This is a genomic window from Arthrobacter caoxuetaonis (assembly GCF_023921125.1).
GTDB classification, from domain to species: Bacteria; Actinomycetota; Actinomycetes; order Actinomycetales; family Micrococcaceae; genus Arthrobacter_B; species Arthrobacter_B caoxuetaonis.
On the sequence record NZ_CP099466.1, the window covers coordinates 928,312 to 946,090 of the forward strand.

Below are 17,779 nucleotides of genomic sequence, written 5' to 3' on the forward strand. Positions count from 1 at the left end.
ACACGAGAAGGTCACCAATGGATTACCTCCCGGCCGAACATCCACGGCCGCGACATCTCATTCTCCATCTCAGCGACACCCATCTGCTGGCGGGCCCGGATCCGCTCTACGGAGCGGTGGACAGCAAGGCCAAGCTCCAAGCCGTCTTCGAGAGGCTGGAGGCCGCTGAACGCAAGCCCGAGGCGATCATCTTCACCGGCGATCTCACCGACAAGGGCGAAGCGGAAGCCTATGACCACCTGCGCTCGATTGTGGAACCTGCGGCCGACAAGATGGGAGCAAAGGTCATCTGGGTGATGGGCAACCACGACCGGAGGGAAACGTTCAAGGAACGCCTGCTGGACGAGGCCCCGAGCATGGCCCCCCTGGACCGAGTCTACGAGGTCAACGGGCTGCGGATCATCACCCTGGATTCGACTGTTCCCGGCTATCACCACGGCGAACTCAGCGACGCGCAGCTGACCTGGCTTCGCTCCCAGCTGCGCACGCCTGCCGCAGAGGGAACCATCCTGGCCCTTCACCATCCGCCCGTACCCAGCGTCCAGGACCTCACGGTCCTGGTGGAACTGCGTCACCAGCGTGACCTGGCGGCTGCCGTGGCCGGCACGGATGTCCGAGCAATTATTGCCGGTCACCTGCACTACTCGACCTTCACCACGTTCGCGGGGATTCCCGTCTCGGTCGCGTCGGCAACGTGCTACACGCAGGACCTGGCAACGCCTGGAACCCGGGGACAGGACGCGGGGCAGGCGTTCCACATGATCCATGTGTACGAGGACTCCGTGGTCCACTCAGTGGTTCCGCTGGAGGAACGGGAAACTGTGGGGGAGCGGGTGGACGAGACAGAGACCCGGCGCCGGCTGGATGCCGCGGGCATCCGGATACTGGACGCCCGTACCCTGAGCAGCGCCTAGGCCGGCAGCGGACTAGTACTCGTCTTCGGGTTCCGGGCCGAGGTTGAAGAAACGTCCCGAGATGGAAGTCGGCGTGAGTTCCACATAGCGGCTCTTGCGCGTGCGCACCCAGGGCTTCAGGGGGAGTTTCTCGGCTTCTTCAATCTCAGCGGAAAGCTCGAGTTCCCGGGTCGTGCCCTTGATGACCACCGACCAGGCTTCGTCACTCATGATGCCGTCGGTCTCGAAGGCGACGTGGGAATTGACCGTCAGCTCGGCAAGCTTGTTCCCCGGCGCCGTGCGGAAAAGAAGCACCCCGTCGTGGGCGTAGTAATTGATGGGGAAGATATCCGGCTCGCCTGCAACGCTCGTCGCGATCCGGCCGTGAAAGGTCTTTTCAACGTACTTCCAGGATTCCTCAGCCGTGAGCTCGACAACCGGAGGCTTCTCTTCGCTAGTCATGACCCCAGTGTGTCAAGCCGCGCGTCCCACCGCCACAGTAAGGCGGCTTCCGAAGTTGACGGCGGCGCAACGGGTTACAAGAGTAGGGTCCGGAAGCTATTCCACCTGATCAGCACTTACCTCAAGCGAGAGAGAGCATGATGACGGACGAAGAAAAGCAGTACTCCGCACAGCAGAACCTGACCACCCGCCAGGGCCATCCCGTCTCGGACAACCAAAACACCCGCACCGTGGGCTCCCGGGGTCCTGCCACGCTGGAGAACTACCAGTTCCTGGAGAAGATCAGCCACTTTGACCGGGAGAGGATCCCCGAGCGAGTGGTCCATGCCCGCGGGTTCGTGGCGTACGGAGAGTTCGAGGCGACCGGCAAATGGGGCGAAGAACCCATTTCCAGGTACACCCGGGCCAAACTGTTCTCGGAGCCCGGCAAGAAGACCGACGTCGCCATCCGGTTCTCCACCGTGATCGGCGGCCGGGATTCGTCTGAAGCCGCACGGGACCCGCGCGGGTTTGCGGTGAAGTTCTACACCGAAGACGGCAACTGGGACATGGTGGGCAACAACCTGGGAGTCTTCTTCATCCGTGACGCCATCAAGTTCCCTGACGTGATCCACTCCCTGAAGCCGGACCCCGTCACCTTCCGCCAGGAGCCGGCCCGGATCTTCGACTTCATGTCGCAGACCCCTGAGTCCATGCACATGCTGGTTAACCTCTTCAGCCCGCGCGGCATCCCCGCGGATTACCGGCACATGCAGGGATTTGGCGTGAACACCTACCGCTGGGTCAACGCCGATGGGGATTCCAAACTGGTCAAGTACCACTGGCTGCCGAAGCAGGGTGTGAAGTCCCTGACCGAAGAGGACGCCGCCAACATCCAGGCCGGCGACCTCGGCCACGCCTCCAAGGACCTCTATGAGGCCATTGAACGCGGCGACTACCCGCAGTGGGACCTGTACGTGCAGCTGATGGATGACAACGACCATCCGGAACTGGACTTCGATCCGCTCGATGACACGAAGACCTGGCCTGAGCAGGACTTCGTGCCCCGGCTGGTGGGTACCATGACGCTGAACCGGAACGTTTCCGACCACCACAATGAGAACGAACAGATCTCTTTCGGCACCGGTGTGCTGGTGGACGGGCTGGAGTTCTCCGACGACAAGATGCTGGTGGGACGCACCTTCAGCTATTCGGATACCCAGCGCTACCGGGTGGGGCCGAACTACCTGCAGCTGCCGGTCAACTCGGCCAAGAACGCCAAGGTTGCCACCAACCAGCGCGGCGGGCAGATGTCCTACGGCACGGACCTGGCCCCGGGCCAGAACCCGCACGTCAACTACGAACCCAGCATCACCGGCGGTGTGCAGGAGGCCCCGAAGCAGGGCCCGTCCGAGGTGGGGCCGGAGCTGAACGGGCGGCTGACCCGCGCCAGGCTTGAGCGCACCAATGACTATATGCAGGCCGGGCAGCGGTACCAGCTGATGGAGCAGTGGGAGAAGGACGACCTGGTCAAGAACTTCGTCGACAACATCTCCCAGGCCGCACGTCCCGTCCAGGAACGCATGCTCTGGCACTTCTATATGTGCGACGACGAACTCGGCGCGCGGGTTGGCGAAGGCCTGGGCATTGGGCTGGCTGAGGTCAAGGATCTGGGTCCGCTCCCCACCCAGACCCTGAGCGAGGAAGAGCTGGAACGCATGAAGAACCTCGGAGCCAACGGTCCGAGAAACGTCGAGGGCCTGACCATGACCCACTGCGTGCCGAATGAGCACGTGGTGGTCACCCGGTAACCCGCCAGGAACCAGGAAGACGGCGCGATGGCGGCGGAAGGCTTTATGCCTCCCGCCGCCGTCGGTGTTAATCCCTCAGTTCGGGGTGACGTACGCGCCGGAGATGCCGCCGTCGACCATAAAGGTGGAGGCCGTGATGAAGGAGGAGTCGTCGCTGGCGAGGAACGCCACAGCGCCGGCCAGTTCCTCCGGCTCGGCGAAGCGGCCCAGCGGTATGTGCACCAACCGGCGGGCAGCCCGCTCCGGATCCCTGGCGAACAGTTCCTGCAGCAGGGGAGTGTTCACCGGTCCGGGGCACAGGGCGTTGACCCGCACCCCCTGCCGCGCGAATTCGACGCCGAGTTCCCGGCTCATCGCCAGCACTCCGCCCTTGGAAGCGCTGTAGGAAATCTGTGAGGTAGCCGCGCCCATGACCGCCACGAAGGATGCCGTGTTGATGATGGAGCCCTTGCCCGCTTCCAGCATGTGCGGCAGGGCGTACTTGCAGCAGTAGAAGACAGAGGTCAGGTTGACCTCCTGCACTTTCCGCCACGCGTCGATTCCGGTGTCGAGGATCGAGGCGTCGTCCGGCGGGGAGATCCCGGCGTTGTTGAAGGCAATGTCCACCCGGCCGTGGGTCTCCCGGGTGATCGCGTAGAGGCGCTTGACGTCTTCTTCATTGGTGACGTCCACCGGAACGAACAGGCCTCCCACCTCATCGGCGGCAGCTTTCCCGGCGACCGGATCGATGTCCGCGACGACGACGTGTGCGCCTTCGGCTGCCAGCCGGCGGGCGCTGGCGAGGCCAATCCCGCTGCCGCCCCCGGTGATGACGGCAGAACGTCCTTCGAGCCGGCGAGGGGGTGTGGATGAGACCGGATCCAGCATGGTGTTTCCTCCTTTGGCCGCTACCGGCCCGTCGCGATAAAGACGTTTTTGGTTTCCGTGAACGCATCCAGGGCGTCCGGGCCCAGTTCCCGGCCGAGCCCTGACTGCTTGAAGCCGCCAAACGGCGTCCAGTAGCGCACCGACGAGTGCGAGTTCACGGAGAGGTTTCCCGCCTCCACCGCGCGGGCAGTCCGCAGGGCCCGGCCCAGGTCCCGGGTCCAGATGGATCCGGACAGCCCGTAGGCGGAGTCATTGGCGATGCGGACAGCGTCCTCCTCGTCCCGGAAGGGAACGACGGCGAGCACGGGGCCGAAGATCTCCTCCCGGAGGGCCCGGCTGTCCGGGGCAGGGGCGAGCACGGTAGGCGGGAACCAGAATCCGGGGCCGGCCGGCGCCTTGCCCTGGAACACGACGTCGTCCTCCGCCACGTACCCGGCGACCCGGTCCCGCTGCGCTGCAGAAATCAGGGGACCCATGGCAGTATCCGCCTGCCGCGGATCGCCCACGGACAGCCCCGTGACATGGGGCTCGAGAAGCTCAAGGAAACGTTCGTACACCCCCTGCTGGACCAGGATCCTTGAACGGGCGCAGCAGTCCTGCCCGGCATTGTCGAACGCCCCGCCGGGGGCGGCGGCTGCTGCGGACTCGAGGTCGGCGTCGTCGTAGATGATGTTGGCGCTTTTGCCGCCCAGTTCCAGGGTGACCCGCTTCAGCTGCGCGGAGCACCCGGCCATGATTCCCCGGCCCACCTCGGTGGACCCGGTAAACACCACCTTGCGCACCGCTGGATGGGTCACAAAGCGCTCGCCGATGACCGATCCCTTGCCCGGAAGGACTTGGAATACGCCCTCGGGAAGGCCGGCCTCCAGTGCCAGCTCGGCCAGCCGCAGGGCCGTGAGCGGGGTCAGTTCGGCCGGTTTGAGGACCACGGTGTTGCCGGCAGCCAGCGCCGGAGCGAATCCCCAGCCCGCGATGGGCATGGGGAAGTTCCACGGCACGATTACTCCCACCACACCGAGGGGTTCATGGAAGGTGACATCGATGCCGCCGTCCACGGGAATCTGCGCGCCGGTGTGTCTCTCCGGGGCGCCGGCGTAGTAGTTCAGCACGTCCCGGACGTTGCCCGCTTCCCAGCGGGCGTTGGCCAGGGTATGCCCCGCGTTCGCCACTTCCAGGGCGGCGAGGTTTTCCACGTCGGCGTCCACGGCAGCGGCGAAGCGCCGCAGGAGCCGGGCGCGGTCTGAGGGGCCGGTGGCGCGCCAGGACACGAACGCCCGTGCGGCGGCCTCAATGGCGGCATCGGTTTCTGCCAGCCCCAGGGGAGCGACGGCGGTGATGACCTCCTCCGTGGCGGGATTCAGGATGGTGGTGCTCACCGGCGTGCTCCTTGCGCAACAGGTGTCCGCATTGGGGTGCTGTCCCCGGTCCCGTCCTTTGCGGCGCGCCGTCTGGCGCACTCGGCCACGAACCCTTCGAACAGCCGCAGGTCTTCCGGGTTCTGTTCGGGATGGAACTGCACGCCCAGGACCCAGTCCCGTCCCGGCAGTTCGACCGCCTCCACCGTCCCCTCGGGCGCTTCCGCGGTGATCCGCAGTCCGTGGCCGAGCTCGGCGATGCCCTGATGGTGGTAACAGGGGGCGCTCGCGGCCGGTCCCAGCAGGGACCGGATGATGCTGTCCGGCGCAGTGCTGAAAGTGACGTCGGCAAAGATCCCCGGCGTGGCCTGGTAGTCGACCTCCGGGCGGACGTCCGGCAGGTGCTGGATGAGTGTTCCGCCCAGGGCGACGTTCAAGATCTGCGCTCCCCGGCAGATGGCGAACAGGGGGAGGTCCCGATCCAGGGCAGCTTGGGTCAGGGCGAAGTCGTGGGAGTCCCGCAGCGGCTGGCTGACGGTTTTGGGGTGCGGGTCATGGCCGTAGGCAGCCGGGTCCACGTCGGTGCCGCCGGAGGTGACCAGACCGTCGAGCCCGTCCAGGACGGCTGTCTCGGTTCCCAGCGGCGGAAGGAGGACCGGGCTGCCGCCCGCCGCGGTGACCGCCTCAACGTAGGTGCCCGGGACCAGTGCCGCACTGCCTTTCCATACTCCCCAGGCAGCCTGCTGGTAGTAGGTGGTGATGCCGATCAGCGGGCGCCTCGAAGCTGTACTTCGCAAGGCCGGGCGCTCGCCGCCGGGCTCAGAGCCGTTCAAAGCCACGCTTGCGCTCCCAATCGGTGACGGCTCCGTCAAAGGCGGCCAGTTCGACGTCGGCCGCGTGAACGTAGTGGGTGACGACCTCGTCGCCGAAGGCCTTGCGGGCAATCTCGCTGCCCGCCAGCAGGTCCCGGGACGCCCGCAGGGTGGTGGGCAGCCGGTCGGCACCGGTGGTGTAGGCATTGCCTGCCGTGACCGGCTCCAGCGGCAGCCGGTTCTCCAGGCCGTGGATAGCCGCGGCAACCAGGGCAGCGGTCGCCAGGTAAGGGTTCAGGTCACCGCCGCCAACCCGGTTTTCGGTACGCATTCCGGCACCGTGCCCGACGACGCGGAGGGCGCAGCTGCGGTTGTCCAGGCCCCAGGCGATCGCCGTCGGCGCGAAGCTGCCTTCCACGAACCGCTTGTAGGAGTTCACGTTCGGTGCCAGGAAATAGGTGAGTTCCTTCAGCGCTGCCAGCTGGCCGGCGATGAACTGCTCCATGACCGGGCTGAAGCCGTGTTCGCTCATCCCCGGGAACACCGGTTCGCCGTCCAGGTCCCGGAGGCTGAAGTGGATGTGGCAGGAATTGCCTTCGCGTTCGTTGAACTTCGCCATGAAGGTCAGGCTCTTGCCCTGCTGGTCGGCGATCTCCTTGGCTCCGGTCTTGTAGAAGGAGTGGTTGTCGCAGGTCCGCATCGCCTCGTCGAACCGGAACGTCACCTCCTGCTGGCCGAAGTTGCACTCGCCCTTGGAGGACTCCACCACCATCCCGGCACCTTCCATTCCGTTGCGGATGGCGCGCAGGACGGGCTCCAGCCGGGAGGTGGCCAGCAGCGAGTAGTCCACGTTGTACCTGCTGGAGGCCTGCATGCCGGCGTACCCCCGGTCCCAGGCATCCGAGTAGCTGTGGTCGAAGAGGATGAACTCCAACTCGGTGCCGATGTAGGCGCGGTAGCCCAGTTCTTCCAGCCGGTCCAGCTGCCGGCGCAGGATCTGCCGGGGCGAGGGAGCCAGCGGAGACCCGTCGGTGCGCAGGACGTCGCACTGCACCATGGCTGTCCCGGGCAGCCAGGGCACCAGCCGCAGGGTGTCCATGTCCGGGCGCATGACCAGATCGCCGTAGCCGTTTTCCCAGGAGGATGATTCGTAGCCCTCGATCGTGTTCATGTCCACGTCCACGGCGAGCAGGTAGTTGCAGCCTTCGGCGCCGTGGGGATACACGTCCTCGAGGAAGGACCTTGCACCGCAGCGTTTGCCCTGAAGCCGGCCCAAATGGTCGGTGATGGCCACGATCACGGTGTCGATGCTGCCCGCCGCGACAAGGTCGCGCAGTTCTTCGAGAGCCAGTCCGTTGGGGGATTGCTGCTTCATGCTTTCCACACTCCGAGGTCGTAGTACCGGTCTTACCTGATTTCCGATTCCGCCTGGTCGATCTGCGCAAACTCTTCTTCGGGTGCGCTGGCTACCAGGTGGTGCCGGCTATAGAACCAGAAGTAGGCCAGCGCCGCCACGAAAATCCCTGCGGTAATCGAGGCAGCCAGGACATCCACCACGAAGGTGGCGATGACGGCTACCACTGCAAGGAAGAGGGCGACGCCGGTCGTGAACGCACCGCCGGGGGTGCGGTATCCGCGCGGCAGATCCGGTTCGCGGCGCCTCAGCACGATGTGCGAGAGGTTCAGCAGCACGTAGGAGACCGTGGCGCCGAAGACCGCAATGTTGATCAGCAGGCCGCCGTCGCGGGTAAACGCGGCGAGCAGGAAGCCAATGGTGCCGGGGACGATCAGGGCCATGTACGGAGTGCGCCATTTGGTGGTCAGGGACAGCCACCGGGGCAGGTATCCCGCCCGGGAGAGGGCGAAGAGCTGCCGGGAGTAGGCGTAGACGATCGAGAAGAAACTGGCGACCAGGCCGGCAAGGCCGGCGTAGTTCACGAAGTCGGCCAGGAGCGTGTTGCCGCCGTAGGCGATGCGCAGTGCTTCCGGCAGCGGGTTGTCCGAGGTACTCATGGCTTCGGCACCGGCAGCTCCGGGCACCAGCACCAGCATCAGGGCACCGAAGACGAGCAGGAGAGCCATCGCAGCAATGATTCCGCGGGGCATGTCCCTCTTGGGATCGGCCGTCTCCTCGGCCGCAAGGGGGACACCTTCAATGGCCAGGAAGAACCAGATGCCGTAGACCAGTGCCGCCAGGACACCGGCAATGCCCATCGGGAGGAAGGAACTGGCCCCCGCGGCGTTGGAGGGAACGATGTCGAACAGGTTTGCGGCGTCGAACTTCGGGACCAGTCCCACCACCGTGGCGACAAGCGCGAGGACTGCGACGGCGGTGATGACGAACATGAGTTTCAGGGCTTCACCGACGCCGCGCAGGTGAATGCCGATGAAGAGGGCATAGGTGACCAGGTAGACCGGCCAGGAGTTGGTGAGGCCGAAGAGTCCCAGGGCTTCTATGTAGCCGCCAATGAAGGTGGCGATGGCTGCGGGGGCCACGGCGTACTCGATCAGCACGGCCATGCCGGTGGCGAAGCCGCCAAGGGGGCCCAGCGCCCTGCGCGCGAAGCCATAGCCTGCTCCGGCTGTGGGGAGGGTGGAGGACAGCTCCGCTAGGCCGAAGACCATACAGGTGTACATGACGCCCATGAGCACAAAGGCGATCAGCAGTCCGCCCCAGCCTCCCTGCGCCAGTCCGAGGTTCCAGCCGGAGAAGTCTCCGGAGATCACGTAGGCCACGCCCAGGCCTGCCAGCAGGATCCAGCCTGCTGCGCCGCGTTTGAGCTGCCGGTGGCTCATGTAGTTTGCGTCGACCTTGGTGTAGTCGACCCGGGATTTAGCCATGCCGTTGTCCTTCTCGGAGAGGGGGCCGGATGAAACGCAGGAAGAGGTGGAAGCGCGCTGTGCAGGATGGAGATGCAAAGGAATTGCAATGGACTAATTTCAGTCCATAGAGAATGTGGGGCCAGTCTGCTGTCAGCTCGTATGTTCCGTCAAGGGCTTTGGCGAAGATATTTCATTGGTCTGATTCCATCCATTTGAGGCTACGCTTGCTGCATGAACGACCCCAGCTTCGCTTCGGCAGGTCTTGCGCCGCGGCCCGCACGCCGGCGGAATGCCTTCGAAGAGACCGTCGAACGGCTGCTGCAGGGACTCAAGCTGGGGATTTATGCTGCCGGCACGCGGCTGCCGCCCGAACGGGAACTCGCGGCGCAGCTGGGCGTTTCCCGGGCGACGCTGCGGGACGCGCTCGCGGAACTTCAGGGCGCAGGCTACCTGCAGTCACGCCGGGGCCGGTACGGGGGCACCTTCGCCGCTACGGTGCTGCCGGGCACGGCTGCCCTTTCACAGGACAGCGACGCCGCCGATGTCCAGGACGTGCTGCTGTTCCGCAGGGTGGTGGAACCGGCTGCTGCACGGTTGGCTGCGGAGGCGACGCTGACCGCGGCGGCCAGGGCCCACCTGCTCTCGGCGCTCGCTGAGGTGGATGAAGCGAACACTGACACGTTCCGGCCCAAGGACTCCAGGTTCCACATTGCCGTGGCCGAGCTTTCGGGATCCGCCCGGCTTGTGGCAGCCGTTGCGGATGTCCGGGCGCAGACCAGCGACCTGCTGGACCGGATTCCGCTGCTCCAGACCAACCTGGACCATTCCCAGGCCCAGCACCGCGAACTTGCCGAGGCGATCCTCAGGGGTGACGCAGACGCAGCCGAGGCTGCCGCCGTCGCCCACTTGGAGGGGACCGAACGCCTGCTCCGCGGCTTCCTCACCTAGCGGCGTCCTGACCTGGCGGCAGCACCGGCGTCGCGCGTTAGTTCCTAGTTCTCCCAGGGTGCCTTGATGGGGAAGTACTTTTCCAGGAAGTCCGTCACTCGGTCGGTGCGTTCTTCGGCGGAGACTTCGGGGAAGGAGCCGTCGTTCAGGCAGAACAGGTCCTTGTTCCGCTTGGCCAGGAGATGGTCCATGGACTTCAGGCCCCGGTAGGACGTGGTGTCCACGTATTTCACCTTGGCGGTTTCCTGCGTGACCGCCCGGCCGGTCAGCAGCGCGTAGTAGTGGTAGAGCGAGTTGGTGACGGAGATGTTGTCCTTGGCACGGAACCTGCTGGCGGCTGTGGCGGCGAACTCCTCCGGAAACACAGCTTCCATTTCCACCAGGACACTTTTGCGCAGCGGAGCCGCGGTGTGTTCGAGGTGGCGGGTGGTGACCCTGCCGAAACGCTCCCACAGCAGCCGCCGGTTGACCCGGGCGGCGTTTTCGAAGCCGCTGCGCTCGGGATCGTTGGCGCCCAGTCCGATTCGGGTGCTGGCCTCGATGAACTTGGTGATGCCGCCGGGGGAGAAGAAAAGGTCCGGTCCCACCGGGCGGCCGAAGAACATGTCGTCGTTGGAATACAGGAAGTGTTCGGAGAGTCCGGGGATGTGCTGGAGCTGGGACTCAACGGCCTGCGAGTTGAAGGTGGGCAGCACGGAGGGGTCGCGGAAATGCTCCACGGCCGGCACGAACGTGACGGAGGGATGATCGGCCAGCCAGTCCGGGCGCGGGGAATCCGAGGCGATGAAAATACGCCGGATCCAGGGCGCGAACATGTACACCGAGCGCAGGGCGTACTTCAGTTCATTGATCTGCCGGTAGCGGGCCTCGTGGTCGTCGCCCTCGCCGACGACGGCGTTCTCCATCAAGGCAGCGCGCCGGGCCCGGTATTCGGGGGAGCTGCCGTCCACCCAGGAGAAGACCAGGTCGACGTCGAAGCGGATGTCCGTGGCATGGTCGGCGAACATGTTCTCGATGGTCGGCCAGGTCAGGCCGTGCTTGTCCACGCTGCCGCGCACTACTTCGGAGGAGGGCAGGGTCCGGCGGGTCAGCGAGTTTTCCACCGGAAGGGTGATTTCCTTCTCGCCGAGTTCCCAGAGTTCCACCTGCACTCCGGCTGAAGGCCCGAAGACGAGGTTCGTCCCGCTGGTTCCGCGGGGGCGGAAGATGCGGAAGATGCGGGTCTTTTCGTGCTGGGACAGGTCTCCGTCTGCGATAAGCAGTGTGCGGGATTTTTCGGTGTCCACACTGCGGGAATAGAACGGTTCGTCGCGGCATGCGTTGACCAGGGCACGGCGCAGCTCCTCCCGGAGCCTGACATCGACGGCGACGACGGGACGCTCGTCGTTGCCGCGCACCAGCAGGTAGTCAAGGCCCGCGTCCTCCAGGACCCGGCGCAGGAAGAGGAGGTCCTCGACCATGGCCTGGTGCGGAGTGAGGCCGGTGTCCATCAGGGTCAGCCGGCCCTTGATCTTGGTGACGTTGGGGCGGTGCTCCACCCGTTCAATGACAGCCAGCGACGCTGTCTGCAGGTCTTCGGCTTCGAGGCCTTCTTCCGGGGTGCCGAAGTAGACGTCGTGCTCGGCAGTGATGTCGGTAATGGGAGCCTCCGAAGTGTCGTGCCGCGGGGGCACACGTGAATGGTGGAAGCGTGCGGCGCTGCACGGTGTCCGGTTCCGGGCTGATGCCGGGCCGGTTGGGGCCGATCGGATGCCGGGAACCGCGGAAACTATGGGCGGTGTTGCCGGGGATGCGTAGCATTGACTGGAGCACGCGGAAACTTCCGGGAGCCGATGTGAAATACCGTAACACCCTGTTTGCGGCAGTAATAATGGCCGGGCTTACTCTGTCCTCCTGCGCAGTGCCCCAGGAGAGCGAGGAGGAGCCCGTGACGTGGCGCTGGTACGAAGTTGATGCCGCTTCCCTGGAGTTTGAGCACCGCTCTGACTGGGCGGTGGAAGAGATCGACCCGATCGCCAATGATCCTGCCGGGGGTGTGTCGCTGGAGGTGCGCGACGGCGGCGGGCGGCTGATCGCCGGGCTGGATACCGGCGTCATTACTGACCTGGTCTGCACTCCAACGGGGCAGCCTCCTGCCTATGTCGAGTATGACGCCCAGCCGATGCCCGAACTCGAGTCGGCCGGCGGCACGGAGCAGCGTTTTGTATACCGGTCGGTGTCTCCTGCTCCGGGTGCCGGCGCACAGGTGACGTATGCGGTGGTCAGCGGGCCGGTTCCGACTCCCGAGGCAGTTGCCTGCGGGCTTTTTGATTACTTTGACCTGACGGAATCTAGCGGTGGGCGGTTCTCCGGGGCGGTGCATGCTGATGAGGGGTCCAGCGTTGAGCAGCACCTGCAGAAAGCCGCGGCTTTTGAAAATTCCCAGGAGTTCCGGGACGTGAAGCGGATGCTGGTTTCGCTGCGGAATACTGACTGATCCGGCGGCACGGCTGACCGGGCATTTTCGAGTTTTCTTACCATTTCGGTGGCTTCCTGTGGATAAGTCACTATGCTTTGCGGCAGTTTGAGTAGCATCTACCGCACATTGGATAGCCAACCCGGGGGTTCTTGATGTTCAGTCTCGCTGATCGACGCCGTGCTGCTGCGGTTTTCTTGTCCCTTGCCGGCGTTGCTGCGCTGTCAGCGTGCTCGGATTCGCCGGATCCCGGTGCCAATGCCGCGCAGTCTCCGAGTGCTTCGGCGAGCGAAACGGCGTCCAGCCCCTCTCCTTCTCCGTCTCCTTCCGCGACCTACAAGCCTGCTTCGGCGGACGGCCCCGCGGAGAACGTTCCTTTACCGGTGATGCCGGAGGAAGCGAAGGTTGAGTCCAAGGAAGGGCTGATCGCTTTCGCGCGGCACTGGTATGAAGTAGCGAACTATGCGTATCAAACAGGTGACGTCGAGCCGATGAAAGCGATAAGCGGACCGGATTGCACTGCGTGCAACGGAGTATATTCAGCACTAGAGCGATGGTACGAGGGGGACAAGTGGCTCGCGGGTTCCCTTATCGACATTGATTCCATCGCCTCCGAATACGCGCAGACGGAAACAGGTGAGCGACAGGCCTTGATCATGTTTGCCCAGGTCCCGATTCAGTCTTATGGGCCGGAAGGCCTTATCGACACTACTGGAGAGGGCGATACATACGTTCAGCTCCTGAACGGGCGTTATGAAGATGGTTCCTGGATTGCCTACGACATTGTGACAATGAAAAAACTGCCATGATCTCCGCGAGGCAAAGAGCGCTAAGAGGATTTATCTCCCTGGCACTTATGCCTCTAGTTCTTGCCGCAGGAAATGCTGAGGGCGAGCTTGGGGATGCCGGGACGGTCAGGGGCGAAGTTAATTATTATCAAGACCCCGTAAGTAAAGCTTGGTCGCATATTCAGGTTGGTCTGGCAGATGACCCTATGCAGTATCAGTTCGAACTGGCCTGCTTTGATGAGAGCAACGGTGATCTTGAGTGCCTGCGGATTTTCGGAATGTCTTGTGATTCTGGTCCTGACGGACGCTTGGTGTGGTGGATGACGGCGTTCAAGGGCGTACCTGAACCCGAATGGAAAAGGATTGGCTCCCAGCCGACCTGTATCTATTCGGAAGACCCAGCTGCATTCCAGGAGCGATTGCGGGAGGAGGTCCTCACAGCTTTCCAGGAAGCTCCGATCGCCGCCGGTTCCATGGTTCTGCAGCCGAGCCCGCACACACTTGTCGGCGCCCACACCAATGTCTATGTCGAGGCGAGCGGACAGGTCTTCGAGATGAATCTCTTGGGCCAGGAAGTCCGCATTGCGGTGGAGCCGACGGAATACACCTTTGATTACGGTGACGGTTCGTCCTACGGCCCGGCAGCAGTTCCGGGAGGCCCGCTGCCTGAGTCCAGATGGGGTGAGCAGACAGCAACGAGCCACGTCTATGGGCAGACCGGCGACTTCCCGGTGTTGGTGACGACCTTCTTCTCGGGAGAGTATTCGGTCAACGGAGGTCCTTTGATTCCGATTGACGGACGCGCGGAGGTGACATCACCGGCACAGGTCCTCAGTGTCTGGCGGACCGAGTCCAGGAACGTTGCCGACAACTGCCTGGTCAATCCAACCGGGATTGGCTGCTGAGTTCAGGCACCGGGCGGGTCTTGATGTTCAGGCCGCTGAGTCAGCCAGCAGGCAAATTGCCGGCCAGCCACCCCTGCCGGCGCTGGAACCGCAAAGAACGTCCGCGGGTCCTGAAGCAGCGCGGGATAAGAGAAGTCAGAACGCGTCACGCGTCCCGAGACGGAAACCTCCCGCCGGGCAGCATCATTGGTCAGGGTCGCCGGACCAACAGTGCCCAGCTCCAGCACTGACGGATCGGGGCCAAGCAAGGCCACCACATCGCCGTCGTCCGCCACATCCAGGAAGCGCTCCAGCTGCCGTCCGGCCTTGCCGGTCACCGGGGTTCCCCGGGCCGAAAGCATCGGCAACTCGATGGCCGGCCCCGAAGGCCCGCGGACCGGCCGGGCGACCCACAACACGTTCCGCGTGGGTTCAGCCGGGAGCACCGGGGAGGCGGGCTCAGGCCAGACATACGGCAGCGCCCGCTCAGTATCGGGAAACAAAGGACCGTAAAAGTCATCGTCCTTGGCCAGCAGGTTCGACCGGTGGCTCTCGTGCAGGGCAGCATCTCCGAGCCACGGAGGCAGGGCAACATCGCCGCCGTCGGCCTCGGGAGCGAACTCCACCAGCTGCTTCCGGACCGTGTCGGCAAAGCCGCGGCCGGTCCAGGCATCCGTCATGGCCAGTCCGTAGGACGTCAAAGCCGGCACATACCCCATCCACATCCGCGTCACGGGATGGTTTTGCCAGCCGTAGTCGGGCACTGCCAGGGCCCGCAGGATCTGCAGGGCCTCCACCCGCTGTTTGCCCAGCCGCGGCGAATCCAGCACCTGGGCGCTGCGGGCGAAGCTCTCATAGGGGAGGAAAGTCTGCATCAGGTCATTCCGAACGCTTCGGATCCGTCAGTACTCGGCATACAGCTCTCCGGCCAGCAGCGGAATGTCCACCCGGTTGTCCGGACCCGGCAGCGGGCACGCCCAGCGCTCGTCGTAGGCGCACGACGGGTTGTAGAGAAAATTGAAGTCCAGCACCAGCGAGTCTCCAGGCCCTTCCCCGAGATGTGCTCCCTTAATGGTGTCGAGCAGATACCGCCCGCCCCCGTAGGTGCCGCCGGGTGCCCCGGCCAAGCCATCCCGGACCGGAAGGAAGATCCCGCCTCCGTAGGTTTCCAGCCGCCAGACAGCCAGCCCGCCCACCGGCGTCGAAACGGTCCCGAGCCGCTCAAAGAAGACAGTGCCGTCGGTGCCGGTGGCAACTTCCATATGCTCGCCCGTTCCGTCGTCGTCAATCACTGCCTGGAAGCGGAGTTCCGGATCATAAGGTGCGACGCTGAGCCCTTCGAAGCGCGCCTTGGCCTCGTCTCCGATCGGTGAGGCGGGATGGGAGGCGAAGATCCGGTCCCGCTCGCGGCGCCACAAGGAATGGGCGGCCGACGGCGATTCCTCCTCCGCGGCCCGGCGCACCTGGTCATAAATGCCGAACATGTGTCGACGCCAGTCTGCGGTCCGGAGTGCCGAAGCGGGGGAAACCATGAGCCCAGCGTAGTGTGTTCGGGTGACTATGGGACTTCTGATTGTGGTGCTGGCTTCGATCTTTGTGGGCGCGGTGGCCCAGAGGATTGCCGGCCTGGGCTTTGCCCTGCTGATTTCACCGTTCCTGGTCATCATCCTCGGCGCGCATGAGGGCGTGCTCATGGTCAACGTGTGCGGTTTGGTGTCGTCGCTGCTCATTATGTTCCGGGTCTGGAAGGACGTCGACTGGAGCATGTACCGCTGGCTGGCCATCCCCGCCGTTGCCGGCAGCATTCCCGCCTCGATCGCTGCGGTGTTCCTTCCCGCGGCTCCGATGGCCGTGATCGTTGGCGCTGTAGTCCTGGTGGCGTTGGGGGCATCACTTGTCCTGGCGCGCAATTCCGTGGTGGTCAAGGGAAATACAGCCAAGGCCGTGGCAGGGTTCGCGTCCGGGGTCACCAACGCCGTTGCGGGGGTGGGCGGTCCGGCCGTCAGCGCCTATGCCGTGATGGCCCGCTGGCCGCAGCGGCCGTTTGCGGCCACGCTGCAGCCGTTCTTCGTGACCATCGCCGCTGTGACCCTGGCAGTGAAGCTCACCATGGATCCGTCGCAGATGCCCCCGTTCAGCTTCCTGGCGTGGGCGCTGATTGCCGCAATGATCGTCGGCGGGATCTACGCCGGGGAGCGGCTCCAGAAGCACCTTCGGGATGACCACGTACGGTTCGCGGTCATCGTCATCGCTTTTCTCGGAGCAGCGACGGCGATGGTCAAGGGAATCTTCGATCTGCTCGGGTAGAACCTGGCCGGCACCGACTCACGCCGGGCACCTGAGCCGTGCCGCCGGTCCCCAATGGCACGATAGAGAGCGATGAAACTCTTTAAGCGCCCGAAAAAGCCGGGTGTGCTGCCCATGCCGCTGTGGCTGCAGGGAATGTTCGAACTGGGGCAGGCCGCTGTGCTCTCTGCCCTCGTCGTCATCCTGCCCCTGACCGGGGTCTGGGCCGCCAACGGGTTCTCCGACCGGGATTACGCGTCGCTGGCACGGCTGAGCGGACAGGCCTGGCTCCTGCTGCACGGAGTGCCGCTTACCCTGAGCCTGCCGGCTGGCACCATCGGCCCGGAAGAGAGCGCAGGGCTGCTGTCCCTCATCCCGCTCGGCCTGACCCTCATTCCGTTTTTCCTCTGCTGGAGGGCAGGACGCCGTCTGGCCCGGGCCTCCTACACCGATCAGCTGTGGCAGGCCCTGATCGGTGCCCTCGGGACATACGCCATGCTCGGAGTCGCCGCAGCCTACTTCTCCGCCAATGAGGACGTAAGCATCTCGCTCGTGGCAGGCGGACTCATCCCGCTTATCGCGGCCGGCCTGGGCGTCATCATCGGGGCCCGGCAGGAGGCCGGCTCCTGGGTCCGGCTGATCGGCGTTGACCTCACCGACTGGATCGCCCGCACCAGCCAGCATTCGCGCTGGGCCGGCTCCTATCTCTGGGCCGCGGTCCGTGCCGGAGCCGTGGGCGTCACCGCCGCGGTAAGCCTTTCTGCCCTGCTCCTGGTCGCAGCACTGGCCATGAACTGGACCCAGATGGCGGCGGTCTACCAGAGGCTCGACGCCGGAATCATCGGCGGCGTTGTCCTCACCGTCGGGCAGCTTGGCCTGCTTCCCAACCTCGTGGCCTGGACTCTTTCGTGGGCCTCAGGCGCGGGCTTCAGCCTCGGCACCGGAAGCACGATCAGCCCGCTGGAAACCACCGTGGGGCCTCTGCCCGCGCTTCCGGTGCTCGCAGCGCTCCCCGGCGGGCAGATGGAATTCGCCTACGCAGCCCTGCTGATCCCGGTTGCGGCAGGAGTCCTCGCCGGTTGGTGGTTCCTGCGGGAAGGGGAGAACCACTTCGATGAATGGCTCGCGATCAAGGTAGATGCACGCTGGTTCACAGCCACCGTTTCGACAGTGTGCCTCGGCGGCATCATCGGAATCGTCGCCGGGTTCTTTGCAGCTGGTGCTGCGCTTCTCTCGCGGGGCTCACTCGGTATCGGACGGTTCGTGGATGTGGGTCCCGATCCGCTGTGGACCGGAATCTGGATTGCGGCCGAGGTGGCTGTGGGCGCGGTCATCGGCTACGCGGCGGGCCCGTGGCTGGAGCGGGAGAAGTTCCGGCGCCCCGCATCGGACGCCCTCGGCAGCGCGCGAACCTAG

At 64.8% G+C, this 17,779-nt stretch carries 17 protein-coding genes; 8 read left to right on the plus strand and 9 right to left on the minus strand.

The window, feature by feature from the left end; translation table 11 throughout:
- Positions 1–17: 17 nt before the first annotated feature.
- On the plus strand, positions 18–914 hold the full coding sequence (locus NF551_RS04230; RefSeq protein WP_227895244.1) for a phosphodiesterase: 897 nt from the start codon (positions 18–20) through the stop codon (positions 912–914).
- Positions 915–926: 12 nt separating this feature from the next.
- Here NF551_RS04230 and NF551_RS04235 read toward each other — a convergent pair whose 3' ends face one another.
- Positions 927–1,355: a pyridoxamine 5'-phosphate oxidase family protein gene (locus tag NF551_RS04235; protein WP_227895243.1), complete on the minus strand. Its 429-nt coding sequence runs from the start codon at positions 1,353–1,355 to the stop codon at positions 927–929.
- A gap of 137 nt (positions 1,356–1,492) precedes the next feature.
- Here NF551_RS04235 and NF551_RS04240 point away from each other — a divergent pair, with 137 nt between their 5' ends.
- A complete protein-coding gene (locus tag NF551_RS04240; protein ID WP_227895242.1) occupies positions 1,493–3,145 on the plus strand; it encodes a catalase in 1,653 nt (550 codons plus the stop codon).
- Positions 3,146–3,220: 75 nt separating this feature from the next.
- Here the strand turns inward: NF551_RS04240 and NF551_RS04245 are convergent, their stop codons facing one another.
- The 5 genes from NF551_RS04245 to eat are packed head-to-tail and all read right to left on the minus strand — an operon-like array spanning position 3,221 to position 9,020.
- Positions 3,221–4,012: a 3-oxoacyl-ACP reductase gene (locus tag NF551_RS04245; RefSeq protein ID WP_227895241.1), complete on the minus strand. Its 792-nt coding sequence runs from the start codon at positions 4,010–4,012 to the stop codon at positions 3,221–3,223.
- 20 nt (positions 4,013–4,032) lie between these two features.
- Positions 4,033–5,388: an aldehyde dehydrogenase family protein gene (locus NF551_RS04250; protein WP_227895240.1), complete on the minus strand. Its 1,356-nt coding sequence runs from the start codon at positions 5,386–5,388 to the stop codon at positions 4,033–4,035.
- Positions 5,385–6,206, minus strand: coding sequence for a gamma-glutamyl-gamma-aminobutyrate hydrolase family protein (locus tag NF551_RS04255; RefSeq protein WP_341482259.1), 822 nt, complete (start codon positions 6,204–6,206; stop codon positions 5,385–5,387). Before NF551_RS04255 ends, NF551_RS04250 begins: the two co-directional genes overlap by 4 nt.
- Entirely contained in the window at positions 6,187–7,554 is a 1,368-nt protein-coding gene (locus NF551_RS04260; RefSeq protein WP_227895239.1) for a glutamine synthetase family protein, read from the minus strand. The genes NF551_RS04255 and NF551_RS04260 overlap by 20 nt, the downstream gene beginning before the upstream one ends.
- Positions 7,555–7,586: 32 nt before the next feature.
- Positions 7,587–9,020, minus strand: a complete 1,434-nt coding sequence (gene eat, locus NF551_RS04265) for an ethanolamine permease (protein ID WP_227895238.1) — start codon at positions 9,018–9,020, stop codon at positions 7,587–7,589.
- Positions 9,021–9,233: 213 nt separating this feature from the next.
- Between eat and NF551_RS04270 the strand changes: the two genes are divergently transcribed.
- Complete coding sequence (locus NF551_RS04270; protein WP_227895237.1) at positions 9,234–9,950, plus strand: FadR/GntR family transcriptional regulator; 717 nt, start codon at positions 9,234–9,236, stop codon at positions 9,948–9,950.
- A 44-nt stretch (positions 9,951–9,994) separates the two neighbouring features.
- On the opposite strand, the gene NF551_RS04275 is transcribed toward NF551_RS04270, so the two are convergent.
- Positions 9,995–11,440: a stealth family protein gene (locus NF551_RS04275; RefSeq protein WP_423721518.1), complete on the minus strand. Its 1,446-nt coding sequence runs from the start codon at positions 11,438–11,440 to the stop codon at positions 9,995–9,997.
- 437 nt (positions 11,441–11,877) lie between these two features.
- On the opposite strand from NF551_RS04275, the gene NF551_RS04280 reads away from it, so the two are divergent.
- The 3 genes from NF551_RS04280 (at position 11,878) to NF551_RS04290 (ending at position 14,098) form a co-directional block, all read left to right on the plus strand.
- Positions 11,878–12,426 carry a hypothetical protein gene (locus NF551_RS04280; protein WP_227895235.1) on the plus strand — a complete coding sequence of 183 codons (549 nt, stop codon included), beginning with the start codon at positions 11,878–11,880 and terminating at the stop codon, positions 12,424–12,426.
- A 134-nt stretch (positions 12,427–12,560) separates the two neighbouring features.
- Positions 12,561–13,214, plus strand: coding sequence for a DUF6318 family protein (locus NF551_RS04285; RefSeq protein WP_227895234.1), 654 nt, complete (start codon positions 12,561–12,563; stop codon positions 13,212–13,214).
- A complete protein-coding gene (locus NF551_RS04290) occupies positions 13,211–14,098 on the plus strand; it encodes a hypothetical protein (protein ID WP_227895233.1) in 888 nt (295 codons plus the stop codon). The genes NF551_RS04285 and NF551_RS04290 overlap by 4 nt, the downstream gene beginning before the upstream one ends.
- Positions 14,099–14,100: 2 nt before the next feature.
- Here NF551_RS04290 and NF551_RS04295 read toward each other — a convergent pair whose 3' ends face one another.
- On the minus strand, positions 14,101–14,952 hold the full coding sequence (locus NF551_RS04295; protein WP_227895232.1) for an MSMEG_6728 family protein: 852 nt from the start codon (positions 14,950–14,952) through the stop codon (positions 14,101–14,103).
- 27 nt (positions 14,953–14,979) lie between these two features.
- Positions 14,980–15,609, minus strand: a complete 630-nt coding sequence (locus NF551_RS04300) for a DUF1684 domain-containing protein (RefSeq protein WP_227895231.1) — start codon at positions 15,607–15,609, stop codon at positions 14,980–14,982.
- A gap of 28 nt (positions 15,610–15,637) precedes the next feature.
- Between NF551_RS04300 and NF551_RS04305 the strand changes: the two genes are divergently transcribed.
- Positions 15,638–16,384 (plus strand): sulfite exporter TauE/SafE family protein, encoded by a 747-nt coding sequence (locus NF551_RS04305; RefSeq protein ID WP_227895355.1) that lies wholly within the window; start codon positions 15,638–15,640, stop codon positions 16,382–16,384.
- A gap of 72 nt (positions 16,385–16,456) precedes the next feature.
- Positions 16,457–17,779: a cell division protein PerM gene (locus tag NF551_RS04310; protein WP_227895230.1), complete on the plus strand. Its 1,323-nt coding sequence runs from the start codon at positions 16,457–16,459 to the stop codon at positions 17,777–17,779.